The sequence below is a fragment of the Agromyces sp. NPDC029043 genome, from assembly GCF_055564615.1.
Window position 1 is genome coordinate 1 of sequence record NZ_JBVHVX010000012.1, and the last position, 20,882, is coordinate 20,882.

16 protein-coding genes are annotated in these 20,882 nt (G+C 65.5%); 7 read left to right on the forward strand and 9 right to left on the reverse strand.

Annotated features, from left to right (window positions below):
- The first annotated feature begins 256 nt into the window (after nucleotides 1–256).
- Both ACZ4TW_RS14880 and ACZ4TW_RS14885 read left to right on the forward strand, forming a co-directional pair.
- Entirely contained in the window at nucleotides 257–844 is a 588-nt protein-coding gene (locus ACZ4TW_RS14880) for a hypothetical protein (protein ID WP_465543709.1), read from the forward strand.
- A gap of 31 nt (nucleotides 845–875) precedes the next feature.
- Nucleotides 876–2,558 carry a plasmid pRiA4b ORF-3 family protein gene (locus ACZ4TW_RS14885; protein ID WP_465543970.1) on the forward strand — a complete coding sequence of 561 codons (1,683 nt, stop codon included), beginning with the start codon at nucleotides 876–878 and terminating at the stop codon, nucleotides 2,556–2,558.
- 90 nt (nucleotides 2,559–2,648) lie between these two features.
- Here ACZ4TW_RS14885 and ACZ4TW_RS14890 read toward each other — a convergent pair whose 3' ends face one another.
- Together ACZ4TW_RS14890 and ACZ4TW_RS14895 are read right to left on the reverse strand one after the other, a co-directional pair.
- A complete protein-coding gene (locus ACZ4TW_RS14890; RefSeq protein ID WP_465543711.1) occupies nucleotides 2,649–4,475 on the reverse strand; it encodes a hypothetical protein in 1,827 nt (608 codons plus the stop codon).
- Nucleotides 4,476–4,531: 56 nt separating this feature from the next.
- A complete protein-coding gene (locus tag ACZ4TW_RS14895) occupies nucleotides 4,532–5,941 on the reverse strand; it encodes a hypothetical protein (protein WP_465543713.1) in 1,410 nt (469 codons plus the stop codon).
- Between the two features lie 1,235 nt (nucleotides 5,942–7,176).
- Here ACZ4TW_RS14895 and ACZ4TW_RS14900 point away from each other — a divergent pair.
- From ACZ4TW_RS14900 to ACZ4TW_RS14910, 3 genes are read left to right on the forward strand one after another with little or no spacing between them, the layout of a single operon-like run.
- A complete protein-coding gene (locus tag ACZ4TW_RS14900) occupies nucleotides 7,177–7,878 on the forward strand; it encodes a hypothetical protein (protein WP_465543715.1) in 702 nt (233 codons plus the stop codon).
- Nucleotides 7,875–9,476 (forward strand): tyrosinase family protein, encoded by a 1,602-nt coding sequence (locus ACZ4TW_RS14905; protein WP_465543717.1) that lies wholly within the window; start codon nucleotides 7,875–7,877, stop codon nucleotides 9,474–9,476. The genes ACZ4TW_RS14900 and ACZ4TW_RS14905 overlap by 4 nt, the downstream gene beginning before the upstream one ends.
- Nucleotides 9,477–9,535: 59 nt before the next feature.
- Nucleotides 9,536–10,255: a copper chaperone gene (locus ACZ4TW_RS14910; protein WP_465543719.1), complete on the forward strand. Its 720-nt coding sequence runs from the start codon at nucleotides 9,536–9,538 to the stop codon at nucleotides 10,253–10,255.
- A 162-nt stretch (nucleotides 10,256–10,417) separates the two neighbouring features.
- Here ACZ4TW_RS14910 and ACZ4TW_RS14915 read toward each other — a convergent pair whose 3' ends face one another.
- The 5 genes from ACZ4TW_RS14915 to ACZ4TW_RS14935 all read right to left on the reverse strand — a co-directional run bounded on the left by ACZ4TW_RS14915 (nucleotide 10,418) and on the right by ACZ4TW_RS14935 (nucleotide 17,585).
- On the reverse strand, nucleotides 10,418–10,957 hold the full coding sequence (locus ACZ4TW_RS14915) for a hypothetical protein (protein ID WP_465543976.1): 540 nt from the start codon (nucleotides 10,955–10,957) through the stop codon (nucleotides 10,418–10,420).
- A complete protein-coding gene (locus ACZ4TW_RS14920) occupies nucleotides 10,858–11,754 on the reverse strand; it encodes an MBL fold metallo-hydrolase (protein WP_465543720.1) in 897 nt (298 codons plus the stop codon). The genes ACZ4TW_RS14915 and ACZ4TW_RS14920 overlap by 100 nt, the downstream gene beginning before the upstream one ends.
- Nucleotides 11,751–13,766 carry a gluzincin family metallopeptidase gene (locus ACZ4TW_RS14925; RefSeq protein WP_465543722.1) on the reverse strand — a complete coding sequence of 672 codons (2,016 nt, stop codon included), beginning with the start codon at nucleotides 13,764–13,766 and terminating at the stop codon, nucleotides 11,751–11,753. Before ACZ4TW_RS14925 ends, ACZ4TW_RS14920 begins: the two co-directional genes overlap by 4 nt.
- A 120-nt stretch (nucleotides 13,767–13,886) precedes the next feature.
- Nucleotides 13,887–15,398, reverse strand: a complete 1,512-nt coding sequence (locus tag ACZ4TW_RS14930) for an esterase/lipase family protein (protein ID WP_465543723.1) — start codon at nucleotides 15,396–15,398, stop codon at nucleotides 13,887–13,889.
- Between the two features lie 174 nt (nucleotides 15,399–15,572).
- Nucleotides 15,573–17,585 (reverse strand): hypothetical protein, encoded by a 2,013-nt coding sequence (locus ACZ4TW_RS14935; RefSeq protein WP_465543724.1) that lies wholly within the window; start codon nucleotides 17,583–17,585, stop codon nucleotides 15,573–15,575.
- A gap of 703 nt (nucleotides 17,586–18,288) precedes the next feature.
- Between ACZ4TW_RS14935 and ACZ4TW_RS14940 the strand changes: the two genes are divergently transcribed.
- Nucleotides 18,289–19,161 (forward strand): 1,4-dihydroxy-2-naphthoate polyprenyltransferase, encoded by an 873-nt coding sequence (locus tag ACZ4TW_RS14940; protein ID WP_465543726.1) that lies wholly within the window; start codon nucleotides 18,289–18,291, stop codon nucleotides 19,159–19,161.
- Nucleotides 19,162–19,213: 52 nt separating this feature from the next.
- Here the strand turns inward: ACZ4TW_RS14940 and ACZ4TW_RS14945 are convergent, their stop codons facing one another.
- Nucleotides 19,214–19,429, reverse strand: coding sequence for a hypothetical protein (locus tag ACZ4TW_RS14945; RefSeq protein ID WP_465543728.1), 216 nt, complete (start codon nucleotides 19,427–19,429; stop codon nucleotides 19,214–19,216).
- Between the two features lie 200 nt (nucleotides 19,430–19,629).
- Here ACZ4TW_RS14945 and ACZ4TW_RS14950 point away from each other — a divergent pair, with 200 nt between their 5' ends.
- Nucleotides 19,630–20,283 (forward strand): trimeric intracellular cation channel family protein, encoded by a 654-nt coding sequence (locus tag ACZ4TW_RS14950; protein WP_465543972.1) that lies wholly within the window; start codon nucleotides 19,630–19,632, stop codon nucleotides 20,281–20,283.
- Nucleotides 20,284–20,439: 156 nt separating this feature from the next.
- Here ACZ4TW_RS14950 and ACZ4TW_RS14955 read toward each other — a convergent pair whose 3' ends face one another.
- Nucleotides 20,440–20,760: a protealysin inhibitor emfourin gene (locus ACZ4TW_RS14955; protein ID WP_465543730.1), complete on the reverse strand. Its 321-nt coding sequence runs from the start codon at nucleotides 20,758–20,760 to the stop codon at nucleotides 20,440–20,442.
- Nucleotides 20,761–20,882: the final 122 nt, after the last annotated feature.

The following is a 20,882-nucleotide window of genomic DNA, read 5'->3' on the forward strand; positions in this document are numbered from 1 at the left end:
CGCCTGGATCAACAAACCCGAACCAGAGGAGCAACAACCGGCGAATCCGGCAGCCGCCTAACACTCACTGGTCTCAAACCCCTTGACAAGTTCCGCGCCTACATCTACAGGCTCACCGCCCACACCCCGCGATCTTGCTCACCCCACATCTTGTGGTCGCAAGAACCTGTTCTACGCACCGTCATTCAGGAAGAGCCGACAAACAATCGGCTTCGGACTGTTCGGCGCGTACTTCGCATTCCTGAGTGCCGCACTCATGGACGGGTTCGCCCGCCCGAACGGCGAGGTCTTCTTCGCCTATGCCGGCGACTCACCCTTCACCGGGGACGTGCTCCTTGATGCGCGGAACAGGATCCTGGTGATCGCGGCAATCGGGGCGGCGGTCGGTGTAGTGGCGGGAATTATGTTGTGGTCAGCGCAAATTCGACTTGTGAGCGAACGCGGAGTCGGGCGTACCGTGATCGCCGGGTTACTCGCCATCGCGCTCGGCCTCACCCCTGTGCTGCTCGCTATCTACGGACCCATCGACTATGACCTCTCTCCGCTGTGGCTCTACGGCGCCAACGCGGTGTTCGCGTACGCGCTGGCACTGGTGGTCGTCTATCTGACACTGCGCTTGTCCGACGATGACCGTGCTGAATCAACGACACGGGCAACGGCGGTGGCTCTGCCTATCGGCGCTGCGCTCGCAACCGCAGGTGGGGTGTTGGCGGCGTGGATGCTCGGGTTCTCGACGGTGTTCTCGACCTTTGCGGTGGTGGTGTGCGTCGTCGTCGGGGTCCTGGCCGCGACGATCGCACTGGCCCGCGCGTGGGCGACGCGGTCCCGTGAGCACTCGATCTGACACTGCGCCGCACAGTATCGTGACCGGTGTGATGGCCAAGAACTCCGCGGACAAGAAGAAGCGTCGGGCAAAGCGCCAGCAGAAGAAGCGTGACGGCTCCAACGTCGTACCGCTCTTCGGTGCTCCGACGCCTCATTCTCTCGACGCCGAGTTCCGCAGTTGGGCGTCCGCAGAGATCTATCCGGATGATCCCGCGTCGGCCAATGGGATGGCCGCCTACGCCCTCACTGCGTTGGATGGCATCGCCCAGGTCCGTCCAGGGTTCGATCGCACCGCGTGGACCGGCGGCGATATCGACGCCATGGCTGACTACGTCGAGTTTTTCAAGAACAACCCCTCGACGTCGCCCGAACTCGCTGTCAGCATCGCCTACGCCCTCCATGCCTTCCACAGCTTTCTCATGGCGAGCAAACGATGGACAGGCACAGATGACGCCGCAAACGATGCGCTTCTGCGACTCTCCGAGATGGTCGGCCTCGAGTGCCGCACCACCTCGCTGCCCGATGTCGATGAAGAGACCGAGCGGGCCGCGCTCGTGGCGACGACACCGGTGCGCCGGTTGATCACACTGCTGGAATGGCTCGGGGCCGAGCGCCCGACGACGCAGAGCCGTTGGCTGAAGCCCAACGATGCTCGTGACCTTGCCGAGAGCCTCGGGATGGACGTGCCGCCCGGGTTCCGCAGCATGAGCACCTTCTATCCGCTGCGTCACCTCTGGGAGCACGCGCAGGTACTCGGCCTCGTCGACGCCAACACGTCACGCGCGACGCCCGGCCGCGCGGCCGCGGTGTGGTCGTCCGGACACACGCCGATCGAGCTCCTGCGGCAGGCACTGGCGATATGGGTACGGTCCGGATTCCCCGCTGAGATCGAAGTCGAGCCCGACTTCGGATCGTCGTTGATGAGCGTCGTCGTCAGTGGCATGACCGATTCCCCGAACACCATCGACGAAGTCGTCGCGTGGGAGCCCAAACTGGGACTGAGCACGTACACCATCGACGCGATCCGACGCCGCCTCGACACGTTCATCGAGGAAGGCTGGCTGGCAATGGTCGGCGACGCCTACGTCGTCCCCGCGCCGCTGCATCAGGCCGTGGTGTCCGGGCTCCCGCTACCGGGGTCTGGTCACGCGGTGGCACCCAACCTCGATGCTGTTCTGACACTGCACATTCGCTTGAAGCACGTGGCACCGCCGGTGTGGCGGGAGATCGACGTCGATGCCGCCATCACTCTGGACGAACTCCATGATGCCTTGCAGGTGATCTTCGACTGGGAGAACTCACATCTGCACTCGTTCACGGCGGGCGGCGTGGTGTATATGCCGGATCGTGCGCTGGCAGTCGGTGACTTCGACGCCGGCCCGGAAGAAGATGTCACGGTTGGTGAACTTCTCAGTGCCATCGGAGACTCGATGGTCTACGAATACGACTTCGGTGATGGCTGGGAGCACCTGATCACCGTGCGCGCGGCCTCCCCTATCACCGACCCCGACCTGCCCGCCGCCATCGTCCTCGATGGTGAAGGCATGGCGCCACTCGAGGACGTCGGCGGGCCACCCGGGTGGGACGACTTTGTGGTGGCGGTCAACAGTCCACAACACCCGCGGCACAAGGCATTACGACAGTGGGCAGGACTCCGGGATGGCGCGGCTTTGGACGCCACCGCGTTTGATGTCGCCGCCGCCAATCGGCAGCTGCGGCGAGTGATGATGTAGCGGCGCTGGCCGATCCCGCCTTACCCGATCCCCCGCCACTTGGATTCCATGTCGCTGATCTCATCGCGGCGGTCCGTCATACTCGTCGGTTCAGCCGAGCAGAGTCGAACGCAGAACGTGCGCCCTGCTATCAGAGTCGACGACCACATCCGAGGGGCTGTGTTCGAGTCGGTCGGCGACAGTGGAGATCACTGTGGACGACAACAACTTTGCGCCAACCTCGACAGCCCATTCCTCGACGGCAGTCGGCGATACACTCTCACCCTGGTGCCGGGTGATCCACCAGCAGACAAGCGTATCCTCCTGTCCTACAACATTTCCTGTCTCGACGTAGGTCTGCAATGAGGTCCGGAAAGCATTGTCTGATTCGTCGTACGCACCTGCCTGCGCCGCGACGACACCTAACTTTCGCCACAGCGTCGCGGTCCGCCAATAATGCGCCCGTGGATACAGTCTCCCGGCGTCGCTCTGCAGCTTGGTCAACAGTTCCGCCAGCTGCGACTGCAGCACGACGGCGTGAGGCGTCGATCCATCACTGTCAAAGAACTGCAGCGCACTCTTCACTGCCTTCGCTTCGACGGCGAGCTCCGTATTGCCCAGCTCTTCGTAGGTTCGGAGCGCAGCTGCGACACGCTCATCGGCAGCCTCTCCGGCGCTGGCCTCCCAACGACCCAGCCACATTTGAGCGTCTGCCGATTGGCGAAGGTAACCGGCCTGATCTGCCGAGAGCGCGAGCGCCCGGAGGTCGCGGACGGCTTCCGCCGCCTTGCCGGACCCGTGGAGCGCGCGTACTCGGATCAATTCGCTCGCGTAGGTGCCATGCTCTGGTTTCAGATCGGCCGAAGTGACCTCGTCGAAGTTTCGCTGAGCTTCCTCGGCGCGCTGCAGTGCCAACGGGAAATCGTCTTCATAAAGAGCGGCGGCGGCCTCCTGGTAGGCACACCAACCCAGGCGATGATGCTTGTCGTCACCCTGAAGCCGTTCCGCAACCTCCCTCGCGCGGGCGAGGTCTTTCAGTGCCTTGTCGAAGAGTCCGCCGGGTGACTCATACATTGTCTTCCACCGTGAGCGCTCGTAGTACCCGCGTGCAGCGATACGCGGATCGACGTCGGCCATGTCCAGCAGCTCGTTGTACCAGCGCTCGAGATCGTTGCGGTCGTAGGTGCCCTTGACTGATCGCGCGGTCACGCACAGTTCACCGATCGCCTCGGCACGCAACAGACGATCATCGACCTGGCTCTTGAGTCGTTCGAGTGTGGGTCCAAGGCTCGCCGCCCGGCGAGGGTCACGCGCGTTCAGGTGTCGCGCTAGATCAACCACTCCGCGTAGTTCCGCGGTCGCGGATTCAGGTGCCGAGATTGCGTCGTCGGCGGGAAGCGATTCATCCGGTAGGGGCGCGAAGTCGCCAGACAGACGCCGGTCGACGAAGGCTTCTCCTTCTGGCGCGAGCTCTTGGATGTGATAGCGCCGGTCCGACGGTCCAGTGGTCTCCGCGCGTTGAACCAGTTTTTCCTCGCGCAGCATACGCAACGTCCGCGAAGCCACCTCTGTTGCGCATCCGACCCGCTCAGCAATCTCGGTTGGACCAGCCGACGACTCTGCCAGCGCAAACAAGATCCGTTCCTTGACACTTGCTTGACCTGCGCGCTCCGGTTGGCTGGATAACTCGACATACAATGCTTGGAACATGCCCAACAGCACCGTATAGGCGAGGTGGAGCCCTGGTGGATCGACAGAGCCGTCCGTCATCGTCGATGAAAACTGCAGGCCAGAAGTGATTTCTTTGACATCCTCAGCGCTCGGAGGCATGACTACGACCTCGGCGACGAGCTGACCGAGCAAGTGCGCGAACTGCGCATCGTCAGCCGCCGAGCCCTCCTCAATCAGCTCGAGCAACGACGCTACAGACGTACCCATGCGACCTCCAACCCCCGACGTTGACCAGACGCCAATAGTACATGACAAGTACTTGACTAGATACGGATTCCCGAGAGCAGTTCGGCCGTACGCCGTTCCGACCGAAAATGAACCAGGTGCGGCGCAGACGCGCTCGCCGTCGGCCGCACACGAATCGTCGCCTGGTCGGGATCACTCAAGGGCAACGCAAAGATCGCGACAGTCGCGCAGTCGGCGTCGGTCAGTGGCGAGGTCTGCGCGTGCGCTGCTGAGCGTAAGTCGAGCGGTCCGTTGGCAACGATCACCGTCGCCTGACAGGCCGCTATCACAGTTGCCGAGGACAACTCGAAAGGCGATGTCTTGGGACTCATCGCCGACACCACGACCAACCGTGGATGGAGGTCCGCAACGGCTCTCACGACGTTCTCGTCCAAGAAGTCTGCGCACACGAGGGGCGCCATCGACCAGTCGGTCCCCGCGTGCAAACGGATCGTCTGACCGTAGTCGATGTCTTCCATTGCGGCGGAGTTGGGTTCACTGACGCCGTCAGACTCCACGGCGGGCGCGCCGGCAAAGAAGCGCCCGCTCTTGTCATGGCATACCAAGTGATTCGTGTGTCGGTACCACACGGTCTGCCTGTTCACACGCAGGCCGTCGTCGGTCATATGGCGACTCCCGGCGATCACGACGCGTGGATGGCTATCGGTCGACTGTGTGAGGATAGCCGGGAAGTCCTCTGTCCCTGCGAGTTCCGGCAGGACGAGGATGTCGATCTCGTGTTCGCTGCAGTACCGCAGGCTCGCGCGAAAGGCCGCGTTCTGCTTCTCGACATCGATGACATGAATTCCGAAGAACCCCGTCGGGGTTGATGATCCTGGCGTGAACTCCGTCGCAAGACTCCGATTCGGAGTGACGGTGAGTGCTTCTATCTCGCCGTGCAGCGCATTGTCGAGCGCTTCCCCGGCGATGGGGTCGTAGATCACCTGTAACGATCCGTGCGCGGAGCTATCCCATAGCGCCAATCCGACGACACGATCAACCGCCCACGGACTCTGACGTGGGGCCGTCGACAATCCGCCCTTGCCGAATGTCTCCGTCACAGGAAAAACGGGTGTCGGGATCGGGTCGAGATCCTCAAGAATGCGCACTCCGTACTTGGCGCACATCGTCCGATACTTTCGCGGGTCCTGCGACTGAACAACCTGATCGATCGCGACCGCCACAATTCGTGCGGCCTGCGGGTAGTCGTCCGCACTCAATTGCTGGTGTAAGTAATCACGCGCCGAACGGTTGACCAGCGCACTTGCGAAGTGCGCACGCGCTTCGCGGGTGCGGGCGGTGGTTACGGATCGTTGCTCTCGATCCCCATTCATCGTCCTCAACTGATCAGGGTGCTTCCTGCAGACGGCCAGTAGGAGTCTCAGCAGATCGACGCGATCTCTGACAGCCGCAACATCCTTCAGTAAACGCGCTTGTTCTCCCGACACCCGCTGTCTCCTCGCCGTCGCCGGCGCGACGCCGACCAGGTGCGACTGTAGCCAACGGGTCTGACACAGGTGGTTGATTGTTGCGATTCACGGCCTGCAGACCCGACCGCTTGGCCGCACTGCGACCATTGCGTCTCGCAGCCCAGGAAACTGTCGCAAGTAGTGGACGAAACGAGTCTGCGCCATCCGCCTACCCACCTCCTGAAAGCCTCGGCATAAGCACCTCCCACCAAACCACCCGCAGAGCAGCGCTTCGCTCACACCCCGACGGGCCGTGTCAGCTGCCGCCGGAGGCCCCGCCCAACGTGGGCGGGGCCTTCGGGCTTTTTCCGAAACAAGTAGTCGACTACTCGTGTTTCTCGCCTGAATCGGGCCGATCCTTGATCTATGCCTCGCACCGCGGCCGCCCTGCTCCGCACGATCCGTGCGGTGATCGTGGGGTGCGCGCTGATGGTGCTGTGGGTTCCGGGTGTCGCGGGTGCTGATCCCGGAGACCCTTCGCCCGTGTCGGGGTCGGTTGTGTCGGGGTCGGTTGTGCCGTCGGGCGAATCGGTTCCCGATGACGGGGAGTCCGGTGGCGGGGTCACGCAATACCGTTACGACCTCCTGCTCGACCCCACCGCCGGTCAACCCGGGACGACGGTCACGGTCTCTCTGAACAGGCGACTCCGGGGCGCCAGCATCGGGCGATGCCTGGGGTCCGAGCAGCTCAGGTGGGATGGCACCGACATCGCCGGCTTCACTGGGAGCCAAGCGAGCTTCGTCGTGCCCGACGGCGCGCGGGCCGGTACACATCTCCTGACAGTCGGTTGCACTGTTGTGGGCACGCCTGTCGACTTCGCCGGCACCACCTTCGACGTCGAACCCGGCGATGCGGGCGGTGGTGAGATCGTGCCGCCACCACCGCCTCCTCCAACACCGTCCCCCGCCGTCACCACCACTCCGACGACGACCACCGCCGCATCGGCGAGAGGATCGAATCATGTCGTCCTGATTCTGATCACCGCGGTACTGGCACTCTGTGCCGCCGCTACAGCCGGAGCCGCGCGGTTGTGGCGACGAGCCCACAACCGCTCACACTCCAACTCGCCACAGCCGCCCGTGGAGACGGCGATCCACGCAGATCCGTTACCCCACAGCACTATCCACGACGACGCCGCACCCGGGGAAACGAGCTGCCGTCCACGTCCGCACCCACTGGACACCCGCAGTGACCACCCTCGAGGAGGTACCCGATGTCAACCCTCGACATGACTGACGGGACGATCCGAACCATCCTGTTCGGCGACGACCTCGATGAGTCAAACACCCAGCTACACAACGTGTTACAGCAACGGCGAACGGTCGAGACACGCGTCCGCTGCGGGCCGAACGCGATCGGCACGGTTCGTGACGAACTGGTCAAGACAGCGAACGGGCTTCTGGACATGAACCTCATCGACTTCGCTGCGACTGCCTGGCGCAAGTATGACGCGATCACGTCGGCAGCACGACGCACAGCTGCCAACCGGAGCGAGGAGATCGTCGGGGTGGTGCCGCACCGGATCACAATCGCGCAGCGCCCCACGATCGAGGTGTACCTCAATGGGATGTCGGCCGGGACCATCGCCGTCGAACTCACCGGAGCGCTCGCCATGTCAGCGATGACGTTGGTGGTCAACAGCGGACACCTGGTCGAGATACGCAGCGGCACATGCACTGCCGACGTCGCCCTGTCAGTCGAAGGATTCGACGTCACGCGGCGCACCCGGAAACTCAGCGTGCCCGGCGCGCGGCGGTTGCGTCGACCGGTGGCGTTGGTGCGTGATGGGACGCCGACGCCCGATCGAGGCCAGACTGTGCCCGCTCAGCGTGAGAACGTGCCCGCTCGAGTCCAGAACGTGCCCGCTCAGCGTGAGAACGCGCCCGATCGACAACAAGAGACGAGGATGTCATGACCGCAACACGACGAGCCGCGTGGCGCGAGGGCGCCGAGGACGGCTGGCATGAGGATCTGATCTGGTACGCCGCGGCGATCCATCAGATGAAGCTCCGGACGCCGGGCATCGACAGGTACCTACAGCTCGTCGCGCAGTTCCTGGGCGGCGGGGGAGACCTCCGTCCGCAGCTCGCGCAGATCGCGATCGGCTGGGATGATCCGCTCGGATTGGGCTATCAGTCGCAGGTGCACGCGTCCTACGCGCGACCGTCAGCGTGGCCGAGCGTCGGCGGGCAGAAGGCGCTGTGGCAGGAGTGCGCGCACAACCATTGGTTCTTCCTGCCCTGGCATCGCGCGTATCTCGCTGAGTTCGAAGCCGTTGCACGGCAACACATCAGCGATTTGGGTGGTCCGGCGAACGAGTGGGGTCTGCCGTACTGGAACTATTCCGACGAGATCGTCGACGACGCCAACCTCGGACTACCGCTCCCCTTGCGTGGGGCGACGCTGCCCGACGGCGTCGTCGTACCCGGCGTCGACGCACTCGCCGACGGCACGTTGCCCAATCCGCTGTTCAGTCCGGTGCGGGACAATCAGGGTGATCCGAATCCTGGTGACACCTCGTGGGCGGACGCGCGCATGGCTCTCCAGCGGCCGCACTTCGCCAACGAGGAGGACACCGGGCTCATCTCCTTCGGCGGAGGCGTGCTCAACGATCCGGGCAACGACGAGCAGTTCCACAGTCGTGCAAGGGAAATGGGATTACTCGACGCCTCGCCGCATGGCACCGTGCACATGCATGTCGGCGGCGCGATGTCGATCTTCGAGGCCGTCGGCCTGGATCCCGTGTTCTGGATCCATCACTGCAACGTCGACCGTCTTTGGGAGACGTATGCCCATGATCTCGGCCACGACTACCCGTTCGCCAACGGCGCCGGCACCGGAACCTCCGCCCACACTTCGTGGGTGAACCGGCAATTCCGGTTCCTGCGCGGCGATGGATCGCTGGCGACGTGGACCGCACCCGAGGTCCTCGACGTCGAATCCCTCGGCTATCAATACGACTCGACGACCCCGCCGCCGCTCCCACCCGCTCCCCCTCCACCGCCGGGAGCCGAGGTGGGGCCCTTCGGCCTCGATGTCGCAGTGCCCGAACCGATCTCCGCATCCGAATCGTTCACCGTCGCGTCGACGACCCACGTCCCTGTCGCTGCCGGGGGTGCCGACGACGCCGACGTCGCAGTGGCCGCATTCCCCGAGACTGCGCGGTGGATTCTGCGATTCGAGGGCATCACGACGCAGCGCCCAGCCGTCACGTCGTATGAGGTCTATCTCGGCCTTGACGCCGACGCCGCCGCGGACCCGTCGGACACGACACACTATGTCGGTCCGCTGTCGTTGTTCGGCGTGTTCGAGGCGAGCCGTGATGACGGTGCCGGCGATGCTGGTGCCGGGAATGGCCAACGACGCATCCTTGATGCGACGCAACAGGTTCGAGCGCAATCGGACTCGTTGGCACCCCTCGACACCCAGGTGCGCCTCGTACCGATCGACAGCGGCCGCGACGAGGAGGCTGTGGGATTGACCGTCGCACGCCTGTCGCTGGAGTTCGCGTGACCGCTGGTGTTGGCGTCCTCGCTCAACTACGGCCGGTCCCCCACGGCCGCACCTGGAGATTGCTCGCCGAACTGCGTGCCGGCCGTCAACCGCAGTGGCCGTTGTACGCGCTCGCCGTGATGGGGTGGGTTGTTCTCATCGCGCTGGATGGCGGCGTCGGCGGATTCGGCCACACCATGCACGATCACGGCGCGCACACCCCCATGCCGATCACGACGCACGCCCTGGGCCTCCTCGGGATGCTCGCCGTGATGACTCCGCTGATCACTTGGAACGCGCGGTATGCGGCGCTGCGGGCGCCGTCGTCGTACCGCTCGCGCGTACCGGGCTGGGTGCTGACGGGCTGGAGCGTCGGGTGGCTTCCGCTGCTGATCGCGCCGGCTGTGGCTGTCGTGATACTCCAACGCTTTGTGTCGGGGTTCGCGCTCATCCTGGCGACGACGGCGTGCGCGATCGCGTGGCAGTGGACTCCGCAGAAGCGCGTCGGACTGGCCCGGTGTCACGCGACTGTGGCGCCGCCACTCGCACTTCCCGCAGCCCGTCGAGCGTCTCGCCGATATGGCGTTTCCCTCGGGTGGAACTGCGGAATCAGTTGTGCGCCAGTGATGATGGTGATGGTCGCGGCAGGGCACAGCGTCCCTGTCGTCGTGACGCTGACCGGGTTGGCGTGGTACGAGCGGCGTCGATGTCCACATCACGATCCGCGCCGGGCGACGACGGTGTTCGTTCTCGTGGCGGTGGGCGTATTGGCCGCAATCGCCGGCCTGGATGGCAGATAGCGTGCCCGCTCGACGCTAGACGGTGCCCGCTCGACGCTAGACGGTGCCCGCTCGACGCCAGACGGTGCCCGCTCGACGCCAGACCGCGCCCGCTCGACGCTAGACCATGCCCGCTCGACGCCAGACCGTGCCCGCTCGACGCCAGACCGTGCCCGCTCGGCATCAGGGGTGTGGCGTGGTGTCCTGCACGCTGAATCCCTCGGCACCGCTCGCGGAGGCCTCGACATCCATCCACCAGACATCCGCGGGGAGATCGTCGGTGCTGGCGACGGGACCGAAGGCGCTGAGACCGGCGATCAGCGTGTCCTTCGGTACCTCGCCCTCGCCGTCCTCCTTGCCGTAGACGCCGGCCTTGGTGGTCAGCACGGAGACAATTCGACGCTTCGTTCCCGACGACGTCGTCCAGTGTTTGAGCAGCTTCTTGGGTGTGGCGTTGCGGCTGCCGTGATGCCCGACCTTGTACAGATCCACCTTTGCCAACGCCTTGGCGAGGGCCTTGCCTGCGGCGGTCTCATCCCGCGCCAGTGACTGATCCAGCGAGTAGGACCAGTTCTCCAACTGCGCATCCCCGGGCAACAGCAGCCGACGTTTGCCGACGGCAATCAGCAGGATGACGCTCGTGTTGTTGAGCGCGTCGTCGAGGGCATCGATGTCTCCATCCCCTGCGAGACGGTCCGGCTGTTGAGTTCGCGCACAAGCCATTCCGCGGCACCCATGCTATGGGGTGGTGCCAGGGTCTGTGTCGCCCTCGCCGCGCTCGACGATGAGTTCGACGGCGCGACCCGCGACACGAGATCATCGTCGGCGGCGAGGGCGAACCAGTACTCCTCGGACTGTTGGGCGTAGCGGGTCAACGCCGGAGCCTGATCCAGAGTGGGCGGCCCGAGAACCTGGACGTCGACTCCGGGGAACTCGTCGGAGAGGTCGAGAGTGTCGCCGGCTCGGACGTACTCGGCTCGGCCCCGCTCTCCCCATTCCTCCAGCAGCGCAATGGCTTTGCCGTTCGCGATACTCAGATCTGCGAGCTCCTTGGCGCGCGCCGCGATCCGCTCGCGATCAAAGGCCAACTCCGCCAGCCGGTTCGCCTGCTGCGGGAGCGTGTCGAGGCCGGCGAGGAATCGTTGATGTCGGGCGTCGAGTCCGTGCTCTGCGCGTTCCTTTTCCGGGACGTCGGTCCAGGGGCGGATGACGACACTCGGATTCAGTTCGTCGAGGGCTTTGCGGGCCGTGGCGTCGCCGAAGCCACCGATGTGATCCTTGTGCCGATGTGTCACGACGACGGCGTCGAGTTTGCCACCGGAGTGATCGCGGACCAGGTCGCCGACGTCCCCGAGGCTGGGACCGTCGTCGGCCGCACGCATAGTCCCGCAGTCGATCAGCATGTGCCGCTCGGTGCGGCCGTCACCCAGCGCACCACTGTAGGTCACGGTGAGGAGCAGGCAGTCGCCGAACCCGACCTTGTATGCGCGCAGCCGAATTCGGCTCGGCCGGGCGGTCACCACGAGTCCTCGGAGACGTCGTTGTGCAGCAGCGCGAAGCGTTTAGTGTCACCCTCGCCGTCGGAGGTCCCGTAGGCGCCGTCGGCGTCGCGGATGCCGTGCTCGAAGAGATAGCGCAGGCGTCGGGTCTGACGATCGGCGTCGAGAAGAAGTTTGCGTTGATGCAACCGGAAGCGCGCGAACTGGTCGAAGACGAGGACTCCTCCGCCGAGCAGTTCGACGATCGCGTCCGGCGGCATGCCCTCGGGGGTGAAGATGCCGGGCGGGAGATTGCCGGCGGTGGTGCGCAGGGTCTGCACGTAATCGGCGAGAATCTCGGTGACCAGCGTGCCGTCGACGCCGACGCGCGAGCTGCTCAGCACGCGGGTGACCCGGGTCGTGAACCGCACGTCGATCTCGAGTGCGGCCGAGTTGTTCCAGATGAACTGATAGACCTCCTCCGGGGAGGAGCGCAGCGCGACGAGGTTGAGATGCTCGTAGCGGATGGCAAGCGGTGAGGCGTCGGGATCATCGTAGTCCGACGACGGGTTCGACTGTAGCGCAACGCTATTGATCGGCTGCGTGATACGGCTGGGTTTCGGTGCATCGAGCCCGTCCTCGTCGAGGATCTGGTGCTCCGGCGGCGTGATGCCGAAGTCCGCGAAGGTCTTCTTGAGGGCGTCGCGGTAGTTGTGCTCGTCGTCGGGGACGAGTCGTCGATCCGCGGTGATGACCGAGTCGATGACGTCGGCGAACTCGAGTTCGACTGGCGGCAGATAGTCGAGGGAGCGCAGGATCATGCCCAGGAGGTGGCGGGCGGACTTCGTGCCCTCCTCGGCGACGCGGTCGGCGTCGAGCCAGCCCTTCTCGCTGTGCAGTGGATCGAGGCGCTGGGCCCACATGCTGACGAGCGTCTGAAGGAACGCCGCGACAAGGACTTCCGCGCGTCGATGCGGCTCCTCGTAAGCCGGATCGGATTTCCAGTTCGCGTTCGCGGGGAGATCGACGGATCGTCGAAGGGCCGGATAGTGACCCGGCGTCGACGCCTCGCTGCGATTGCGCACCGCACCGATCTGCTCCGCGAGACGCACCAGTGGCGATGCTTTCAGGTGGTCGGCGCGGCCTTTCCACAGTTGCTCCGAGCGCTTCTTCGGGTCGTCGGCGGTGGCGTTGGCATCGGCCGGGAACTCGACCTTGCCGTCGGTCGGCTCGAGCAGTCGCTCGGCCGCGCCGTCCAGGGTGAAGACGGAGAGCAGGGCGATCAGATCGGCGAGCGCCTCGTGGAAAGCCAACTGATCGGGTAGGCCGGGCTCGGTGTAGCGGGGGCGGAGTCCGTCGAGGATCGCGTGGCTGACCTCGTGGGCGATCACGTCGTAGGACAGCGCCGTGTACACCGGTGCTCGCCCCTGCAGCGCCGGCAGCCAGCCGAACAGCACCGCGTTGTGGGCACGCGAGTAGAAGGCATTGGCCTCGATGCGGGCCTGCGGGATCAGGAACAGTTGCGGATATCCGGAGTACCAGGGCACGGGGCGCCCGAGGTGCTGTTCGACGAGCGCGAGGGTGGAGGATGCCACCGCAAAGAGGTTCTGCGCGCGAAACTTCGGGTTCGCGACGAGGTCGTCGGTGGTCTGATTCGGCTTGTTGGCAAAGCTGTCGACATACCGCCACGGTTCGTTGCGCGCATGGAGCGCTATTGGCTTCTCCGCCTTGTTGGTTCCCACGGCGATATCGACGACGTGGAAGCGATGGCTGCGCGGTCCGCGCTGCAACCGGCTCGCCGGCACCTGCACCGTGGCGAGGACCGGCTCGCCGTTCTCCAAGACCAGCGGATCCTGCGCTAACACGGTCATCGGCACCGCCGTCTGCGCAAGCAGATTGAGGCGGCGTCGGGCAGCGGCGGGATCGATGGGGTGGTCGGCGGGTTCGGTCTTCGCGGTGGTGCTGGCTGAGGTGCCCCCGGCCTCGGTGACGGGGGTTTCCACGTCGACAAAGTCAAGCTTCTCGACGTCGGCGGAGTGCAGTGTTCCGGTCATGATTCTCCGATCTGCCCTGGCTGTGACACGAACACTTCCAGTCGCACGCACTGAGGTCTTGGGTAGTGCACTACCCGAGTTCGGAGGGTGATGGGGGTCGACGGGACGAGTACCCGCGAGTCAGTCGCTACGGCGAGATTCGCGCTTTTCCGACAACCACTGCGACACCCTGCTCACCACCGAGATGTTCGCGAAATACGACAGGTGGTGCACACCGGTGGTCGACGGCACGTCGAAAACCGTGGCGCTGTCATCCGGGGGCCGCGTACGATCGACGAGCGTCATGAAGCGCTGATCCACCGCGATGTCGTTGGGCTCGCCGTCGAAGACGGGGTTGCTGACCTCGAGCGCGGCCCGCTCCACCTGTTTGAGCAATGAGCCTTTCGGAACGACCTCGTCCGCGTCGAAATTGGTTGTGATGAAACAATAGTGGGGGTTGGTTGTTTCCTGGTTCAGGCGGTCAAGGAAGCGACTGCCCGGCTTCATGGCGTCCAGTCCGGGTACGAGTTCGGGGTCAACGTCCGGCTGGGCGACGATACGTGCGAAGGCGCTGAGCGGGTCGGCCACCTCTCCGAGGGCGGCGCCGAACGACGGCTCGTCGTCGGGCGACAGTTGGCGCGACATCGCGATCGAGAGGTTCGTGAACACGGTGAGCAGTCGCCACCAGTTGTCGGGGTCCGCGATGCTCGATCCGGCGTTCGGGGCGCCCGCCATCACGACCTTGTCGATCGTGATGTTCTGCGGGCGGGTAATCAGTTCGGCGAGGCTTCGCGTCACCAGACTCCCCCGACTATGCGCGACGACGTCGATCACGAGTCCCGACCCCAGCCCCTGCAACGCGGCGAGCAACTCCGCGGCGTTCTGCTCCGGATCTCGACTCAGCGTGCGGTGATCGAAGCCCAGTATCGCGTCGTAATCGTCCTCTCCGTTCCCCGTCCTGGACAGCAGCTCACGTCCCTCGGCCGACGCGGTCAGCGCGGTGAAGGTGAATCTCGTCGTGACGAAGATGCCGTGCATCAAGAGGAGGATGCGTTTGGTGCCGGCTGCGTCGGAGTCTCCCCAGGGCGTCGTGCCGGGGTGCAGCGGCGGACACTCGAGGGCGAAGTCGCCGTTCGAGTGCCCGCGCAGTTGCGGGAGTACGAGCCCGGTGGTGATTGGAAGCTCGAGGAGCCTGATCAACGCGTTGACGGCGAGCCGCTCGAAGCGGAACACCACGGTGTTCAGGATCGTCCGCACGCTGCTTACCGTCGCGACGCCGTCGAGTGTCTCGGTTGGTGGAGGGTTGATTGCCAGATCGAAAGTGATTGTGTCGCTTGATGCTTCTGACGCAGAAGCGATGAGAGGACGAACCGATGCGCGCTGTCCGGTGATCCACCGATAGCCGCCATCGTCGACGATCAGGACGATCGCGTCCTCGTGCCGCCCCGCGCGAACAGTCACATGCGCGGCGGGCCCGTCCACGCCGACGGCCGTGCTCTCCACGAGTTCCCACCCCGGACGATCCGCGAAGGTCGACGCCGCGTCCGCCGCGGAGGAGCGCGCCCGCGACAGTGTGGGGTCGGCCATGGTCGCAGGATCGAGGCGCTCGACCCGACCGGGCGGGCCGAAGGTCACGTCGGGGGATGTCGCCATGGTCGAACTCCTTCCGGACGCTTCGAGATTAGCGGCAGCCCGCGTCGCGGAGGTCGGGTTTGTGCCCGCTCGATGCTGGAGCGTGCCCGATCGATGCTAGAGCGTGCCCGCTCGACGCTAGAGCGTGCCCGCTCGATGCTAGAGCGTGCCCGGTCGATGCTGGAGCGTGCCCGCTCAGTGTTGGAGGGCGCCCGCTGGTTGGGGGTGGGAGTGCGGGACGGGGAGGGTGACGACTGTGGCGCCGGCTTCTCGGTCGTGGGCGACGACGAAGGGGCGGCCGCTCTCGGAGAAGCGGACGTACTCCCAGGCGGCGCCGGAGGATTCGGCCCAGCCGGGGATCTCCTGAGTACGGCTCCAGCCGTCACTGTCGACGGCCACCACCGAGTGCTGGACGTCGCCGTCGGCGGGGTCGGCGACGAGCAGATACACCGACCCGTCGGGTCCGACGGCGCCCGTCCACGCCGTGCCCGCGATGTCGGTGGCCGCGACGAAGTCACCGTCGGCATCAAGCACGCAGACCTGGGAGAAGCACGCGCTCGATCCGAGATTCACCTGGGTCACAACATATGTCGTGCCGTCGTCGGCGGTCAGGACTGTTCCGCTGCCTTCGTTGAACGCGTACGCGCCGCGGGGGCCGAGTTCGTCGTCGACGACGCGGAGTGTCGCCGACGATGCCCGCGCGTCAGGCTTGTTCCACACGTGGAGGTCGCCGGTCTCCGGGTTGAGGGCGATCCGGCGGACGATCGCACCGTCGAAGGTGGCGGCCCGCACCGCGCTGGTGTCGGATGGGTCGATCGCATAGATCGTCGTCGACACGACGGTGCCCTCGGAATCCTTGGCCTCGGTGGCCTGGAAGATGGTGTCGTCGTCGGCGACGACGCGCTGCACCGGCTCGCCCTGCACCGCGATCTCCTGCGGCTCTTCGGGATTGGTGAGATCCATGATCGTGAGCACGGTGATGGAGTTGCCGTGTCCATCGGGCTCGATGTCGGTGCGCAGGTATGTATCGCCCTCGACGGTCCAGGAGCCATCGGACTCATCGATGATGATCGCGGTGCCGGGATCGGTGGAACGCACGAGGGTCACGGCGACCTCGTCGACGATGACGAGATCGCCGTTGTCGGTGACGACGAAGCGCGCATCGGGATCGTCGCCGAAGAACGGGGACACCGAGCTTGGGCGGACCGGCGTGTGGACCGCTCCTGCGGTGTCGATGAAGCGGATGTCGCGGCGATGCGCGGCGCCTCCGACCGGCGTGTACGTGATGAGGTAGGCGCCGTTCGCGGTGGCGACGAAGCTATCGGGGTCGGCGTAATCACCGTCGATGGGGATAGTCGTTGTGCGTCTGGGGTTTTCGGCGTTGAGAACGGTGAGGTACCTGCTCCCGTCCGTCGCGCTGGTGGCGAGGACATAGGCGGTACCTTCGGGCCCGAGCCGGAAGGCATCCGGGGCACCGAGGACATCGACCGCGGCAGGTTCGGCATCCGTACGCGGATCGACGACGGTCACTCGCGTCAAGCCTGAGCCGGCGACATGGGTGATCACGTAGACAAGGCGGCTCGCCTGGTCGACGGTGGTGTCACCGAACGCCGCGCCGGGCAGTTCGTGCGTAGTGGTGACGGAGCCCGCGAGGTCGCGGATCGTGAGGATCGTCGTCGTGTCGGTCGAGGCGGTCGTCAGGAATCGGTTGCCCACCTCGATGAGCGATCCGGCGTCGTCGACAGCGAAGGAGATGACGTCTGAGTCGATGGCGTCGGCGTCGGGGTCGATGGCGTCGGAATCGTCGGCCCACGTCGGGGGGAACGGACCGTCGAGGAGTCCCGTGGTGACCGATCCACGAGCCGGGGACACGCCATCAACGGCGAACGAGTTACTGCGCCGTACCCACCACAGCAGCGTCCAGGGTGCGGGGCTCAGAGTGCCGGCCGCGCCACTGCCCCCCAGAAGTGGCAGGCCGAGGAGCGCGAGGAATCCGAGCGGACCGTGTTCGGTGACCGGAGCCGACGGAGCGGTCCGCGTGGTGGTGGTGCCGGTGGATGACGTGCTGCCCGACGGCTCGCTCACGAACGCCGTCGGGACCGCGGTCATCGACTTGGCCCCGGCGCCGAAGATGTACTTGTCGGAGACGTAGCCCGACGCGGCCGGCTCAGTAATGCCGTGTGCGATCGCCTGTTCGGGGGTCTGCACCCCGATCAGACCGGCAGTCGGGACCTCGGCGATCGCCAGGGGCGGGGGGTCCGTGGCCTCCGGCTCGACGGCTGCGGCAGCGGCGGGGTCCGAGCTGCTGGTCGGCGCGTCTGCGGTTGCAGTCGCGGTGGCGGTTGCCGTCGGCGTTGCGGTCGCTGTCGCTGTTTCGGTTGCCGTCGCAGTCGCTGCTGACGTGATCGTGGGGTCCGCCGGCGGCGCTGGACTCGGTTCCGGTGAGGGGTCCGGGGAAGACGGGGCCTCCGACGATTCGTCGGACGGTTCCTCGGAAGGGTCGGCGTCGTAGGGCGTGTTGAACTCGATGATCGGCGCGTCGCCGACGGGATCGTCGGGAGCGGCTCGCGCATGACTGCCAGGGAAGACGAGGACAGCGAGGGCTGCCACACCTGCCAGCAGCCGCATACGTGCGCGGTTCGAGACGCGCATCGTCGCTCCCTACAGTTCAGTTGATCGGCCCCGACGGCGCGCAGAAACACGCGCCTTGTCGGTCATCGAGTCTCAAGCGTGAGTACAGCGTACGACGCAATTATGCAGGTCGCTATCGTCCCTTGGGTTGAAAGGGTTGGCTTCGAGGAAGACGAAGGGTTCGCCCCGCCGGATCCGTCACAGCGCACGGTGACCCGGGTCTTGTCCGCGATGGCGTCTCGACCATCTGGGATCGCGGGGCCCATGACAGGATCGTCAGGTGGCTAGCACCAAGGAATGGATCGAGGGCGGGCGACCGCGCACGCTGCCGAATGCGATCGCTCCGGTGGTCGCGGGAGTGGGGGCCGGGTTGTGGCTCGGCGATATCTCGTGGTGGAAGGCCGCGCTGGCGTTGATCGTGTCGTTGGCGCTGATCATCGGTGTGAACTACGCCAACGACTACTCCGACGGCATCCGGGGCACCGACGACGAGCGGGTCGGTCCGATGCGGCTCGTCGGGTCCGGCGCGGCCAGCCCCGCAGCCGTGAAGCGGGCGGCGTTCATCTGTTTCGGGATCGCGGGGGTGTGCGGCCTGGTGCTCGCGCTGACGACCGCGTGGTGGCTGGTGCTGGTGGGTGCGATCTGCATCGCGGGCGCGTGGTTCTACACCGGTGGCACACGCCCCTACGGATACGCGGGACTCGGTGAGGTCGCGGTGTTCGTGTTCTTCGGCCTCGTCGCCGTCCTCGGAACGCAGTACGTGACCGCCGGCCGCGTCGACTGGGTCGGGTTGTGCTGCGCGATCGCGGTGGGGTCGATCTCGTCGGCAGTGCTTGTCGTGAACAACCTCCGCGACATTCCCACCGACACGGAGTCCGGCAAGGTCACACTGGCGGTGCGCCTCGGCGATACGCGGACGCGGACGCTGTTCATGGTGCTCGTCCTCGTGCCACTGCTGATCTCGGTGGTGCTGTGCCTCGCGACACCGGTTGCGCTGATCGGCCTGCTGGCGGCGCCGCTGATGCTCCGGGCAATCGCGCCCGTTCGTGCCAAAGCGTCTGGTCCCGCGCTGATTCCGTCCCTCGCGTCGACCGGGATCGCAATGCTCGCGTGGGCCGTGCTCACCGCGATCGCGCTGGTGTTCGCCGGCTAGATGACCGCGCGGATAGGTAACCGCGCGATAGACAACCCGCGGGATAGCTACCTCAGCGTGCCGTCGTGTCTGCCGGTTCGGCGGTGACCGTGACGGTCTGGACTTCGGTGGTGTTGTCGGTGAAGATCGCGACGCGTTCGGTCAGCGTCGAGGTGACGGTGGTCGTCGTCGGTGGTGAATAGACGACCGTCGCATCACCCTTGCCCAGAGTCGCCCCACCCATGCCACCCACCAGCACACAGAGCACAGCACCCACCGTGATGCCCACGCCGGACACACTGACCTGCGATCGACTCACGACGTTGACCCCTCCACCGGCGTCGCCCGAACAGATGACACCGCGAGTGAATCTACCTGTCCGTGCGGACGCATGATCAGCGAGGGGTCAACGTCACAAATCGAGGTCGACACGGAATCCGCGATGGTCAATGTTGTTGTGTGACACGCTCTGTCAGACTGGTGACCGTGATGGTGTTGCAGATCCTGAACTATGCGGGCATCGCGGTGTTCGCGGCGTCGGGAGCGCTGCTCGGTGTGCGCAAGGATTTCGATCTCTGGGGCATCATCACCGTCGGCGCGTTGACCGGCGTCGGCGGCGGGATTCTGCGTGACCTGTTGCTCGGGATCACCCCGCCGACGTCGATCGAGAACTGGCGGAACATCGCCGCCGCGATCGTGGCGAGCCTCGTGGTGTTCTTCTTCCACCCGGCGTTCTCCGAGCTGCGGCGCACGATTCTGGTCCTCGACGCGTTCGGCATGGGGCTGTTCGCAACGGTCGGGGCGAGCATCGCCATCGACGTCCACGCGTCGATGTTCGCGGCCGTCGTCGTCGGCACACTGACCGCAGTCGGCGGCGGCATCCTCCGTGACATCCTCGCCAACGAGGTCCCGCTGCTCCTCCAACCCGCCGACTTCTACGCGGTCCCGGCAATGCTCGGTGCCACCATCTACGTCGTCGGCCAGGACATCTCCGATGCGCCCAACTGGGTGTTCCTGCTGGTCGGCAGCATTGTGGCGACGGTGTTCCGCCTGGTCGGCCTGCTCTTCCACTGGCGCCTGCCCACCGCGCCAAAGGGCTTCAGACTCTCCCCGCGAGCTCGCCGTACGCGCGGACACAGGTGACACAGCACACGCCGACAGCAAGATCCATCGAGGGCGCGACTCTCATCGTGTTCACGCCGACGAACGGTTTTACCGTCTCCGACATCCTCGCGATCATCGGCTACGCGATCGCGCTCTGGACGGTGGCGCGCCTACGCCGTCACGAACGCCCGAGTCCTACTCCTGCGCGGCACCGGGCGCGGAGTCGACGATGAGCTGGGTGATGGCCCGCAACTTCTCCAGCGGCGGGTCATTCGTCGTTCTGTCCCACGAAACACGGTGCGCCACATCGCCGTCGACGATCCGTACGGTGTAGGCGAAGTCGTCGACAATCGGGTGCATGCCACCGACATCGGCAGGCAATCCGAAGAAGTCGACGTCGCCGAGCAACTTCTGCAGTTCGGCGCGCTGATCCTCGGACATCTCCGCGACATCGTAGGACGCGAGGTCCTCGAAGACGCCCGCGACGCCACCGGATTTGTTGACGCTCACGATCATGGCGGGTCCTTCCGCGGAGTCTCGGGTGCGCTCAGCGTATCCCCGCCGACGTCACGCACGCGGCGAAACGGCCGGACTCCCGAGACGCCGGGACAGCGGACGACGGTCGCCTAGACTCGCTC

Bases quoted from the DNA above. Each gene is read 5' to 3' on its own strand.
- ACZ4TW_RS14915 (WP_465543976.1), bottom strand. From the start codon at position 10,957: ATGGCTTGTGCGCGAACTCAACAGCCGGACCGTCTCGCAGGGGATGGA.
- ACZ4TW_RS14950 (WP_465543972.1), top strand. From the start codon at position 19,630: ATGGTGTTGCAGATCCTGAACTATGCGGGCATCGCGGTGTTCGCGGCG.
- ACZ4TW_RS14885 (WP_465543970.1), top strand. From the start codon at position 876: ATGGCCAAGAACTCCGCGGACAAGAAGAAGCGTCGGGCAAAGCGCCAG.
- ACZ4TW_RS14925 (WP_465543722.1), bottom strand. From the start codon at position 13,766: ATGACCGGAACACTGCACTCCGCCGACGTCGAGAAGCTTGACTTTGTC.
- ACZ4TW_RS14955 (WP_465543730.1), bottom strand. From the start codon at position 20,760: ATGATCGTGAGCGTCAACAAATCCGGTGGCGTCGCGGGCGTCTTCGAG.
- ACZ4TW_RS14905 (WP_465543717.1), top strand. From the start codon at position 7,875: ATGACCGCAACACGACGAGCCGCGTGGCGCGAGGGCGCCGAGGACGGC.
- ACZ4TW_RS14880 (WP_465543709.1), top strand. From the start codon at position 257: ATGGACGGGTTCGCCCGCCCGAACGGCGAGGTCTTCTTCGCCTATGCC.
- ACZ4TW_RS14900 (WP_465543715.1), top strand. From the start codon at position 7,177: ATGTCAACCCTCGACATGACTGACGGGACGATCCGAACCATCCTGTTC.
- ACZ4TW_RS14930 (WP_465543723.1), bottom strand. From the start codon at position 15,398: ATGGCGACATCCCCCGACGTGACCTTCGGCCCGCCCGGTCGGGTCGAG.
- ACZ4TW_RS14890 (WP_465543711.1), bottom strand. From the start codon at position 4,475: ATGGGTACGTCTGTAGCGTCGTTGCTCGAGCTGATTGAGGAGGGCTCG.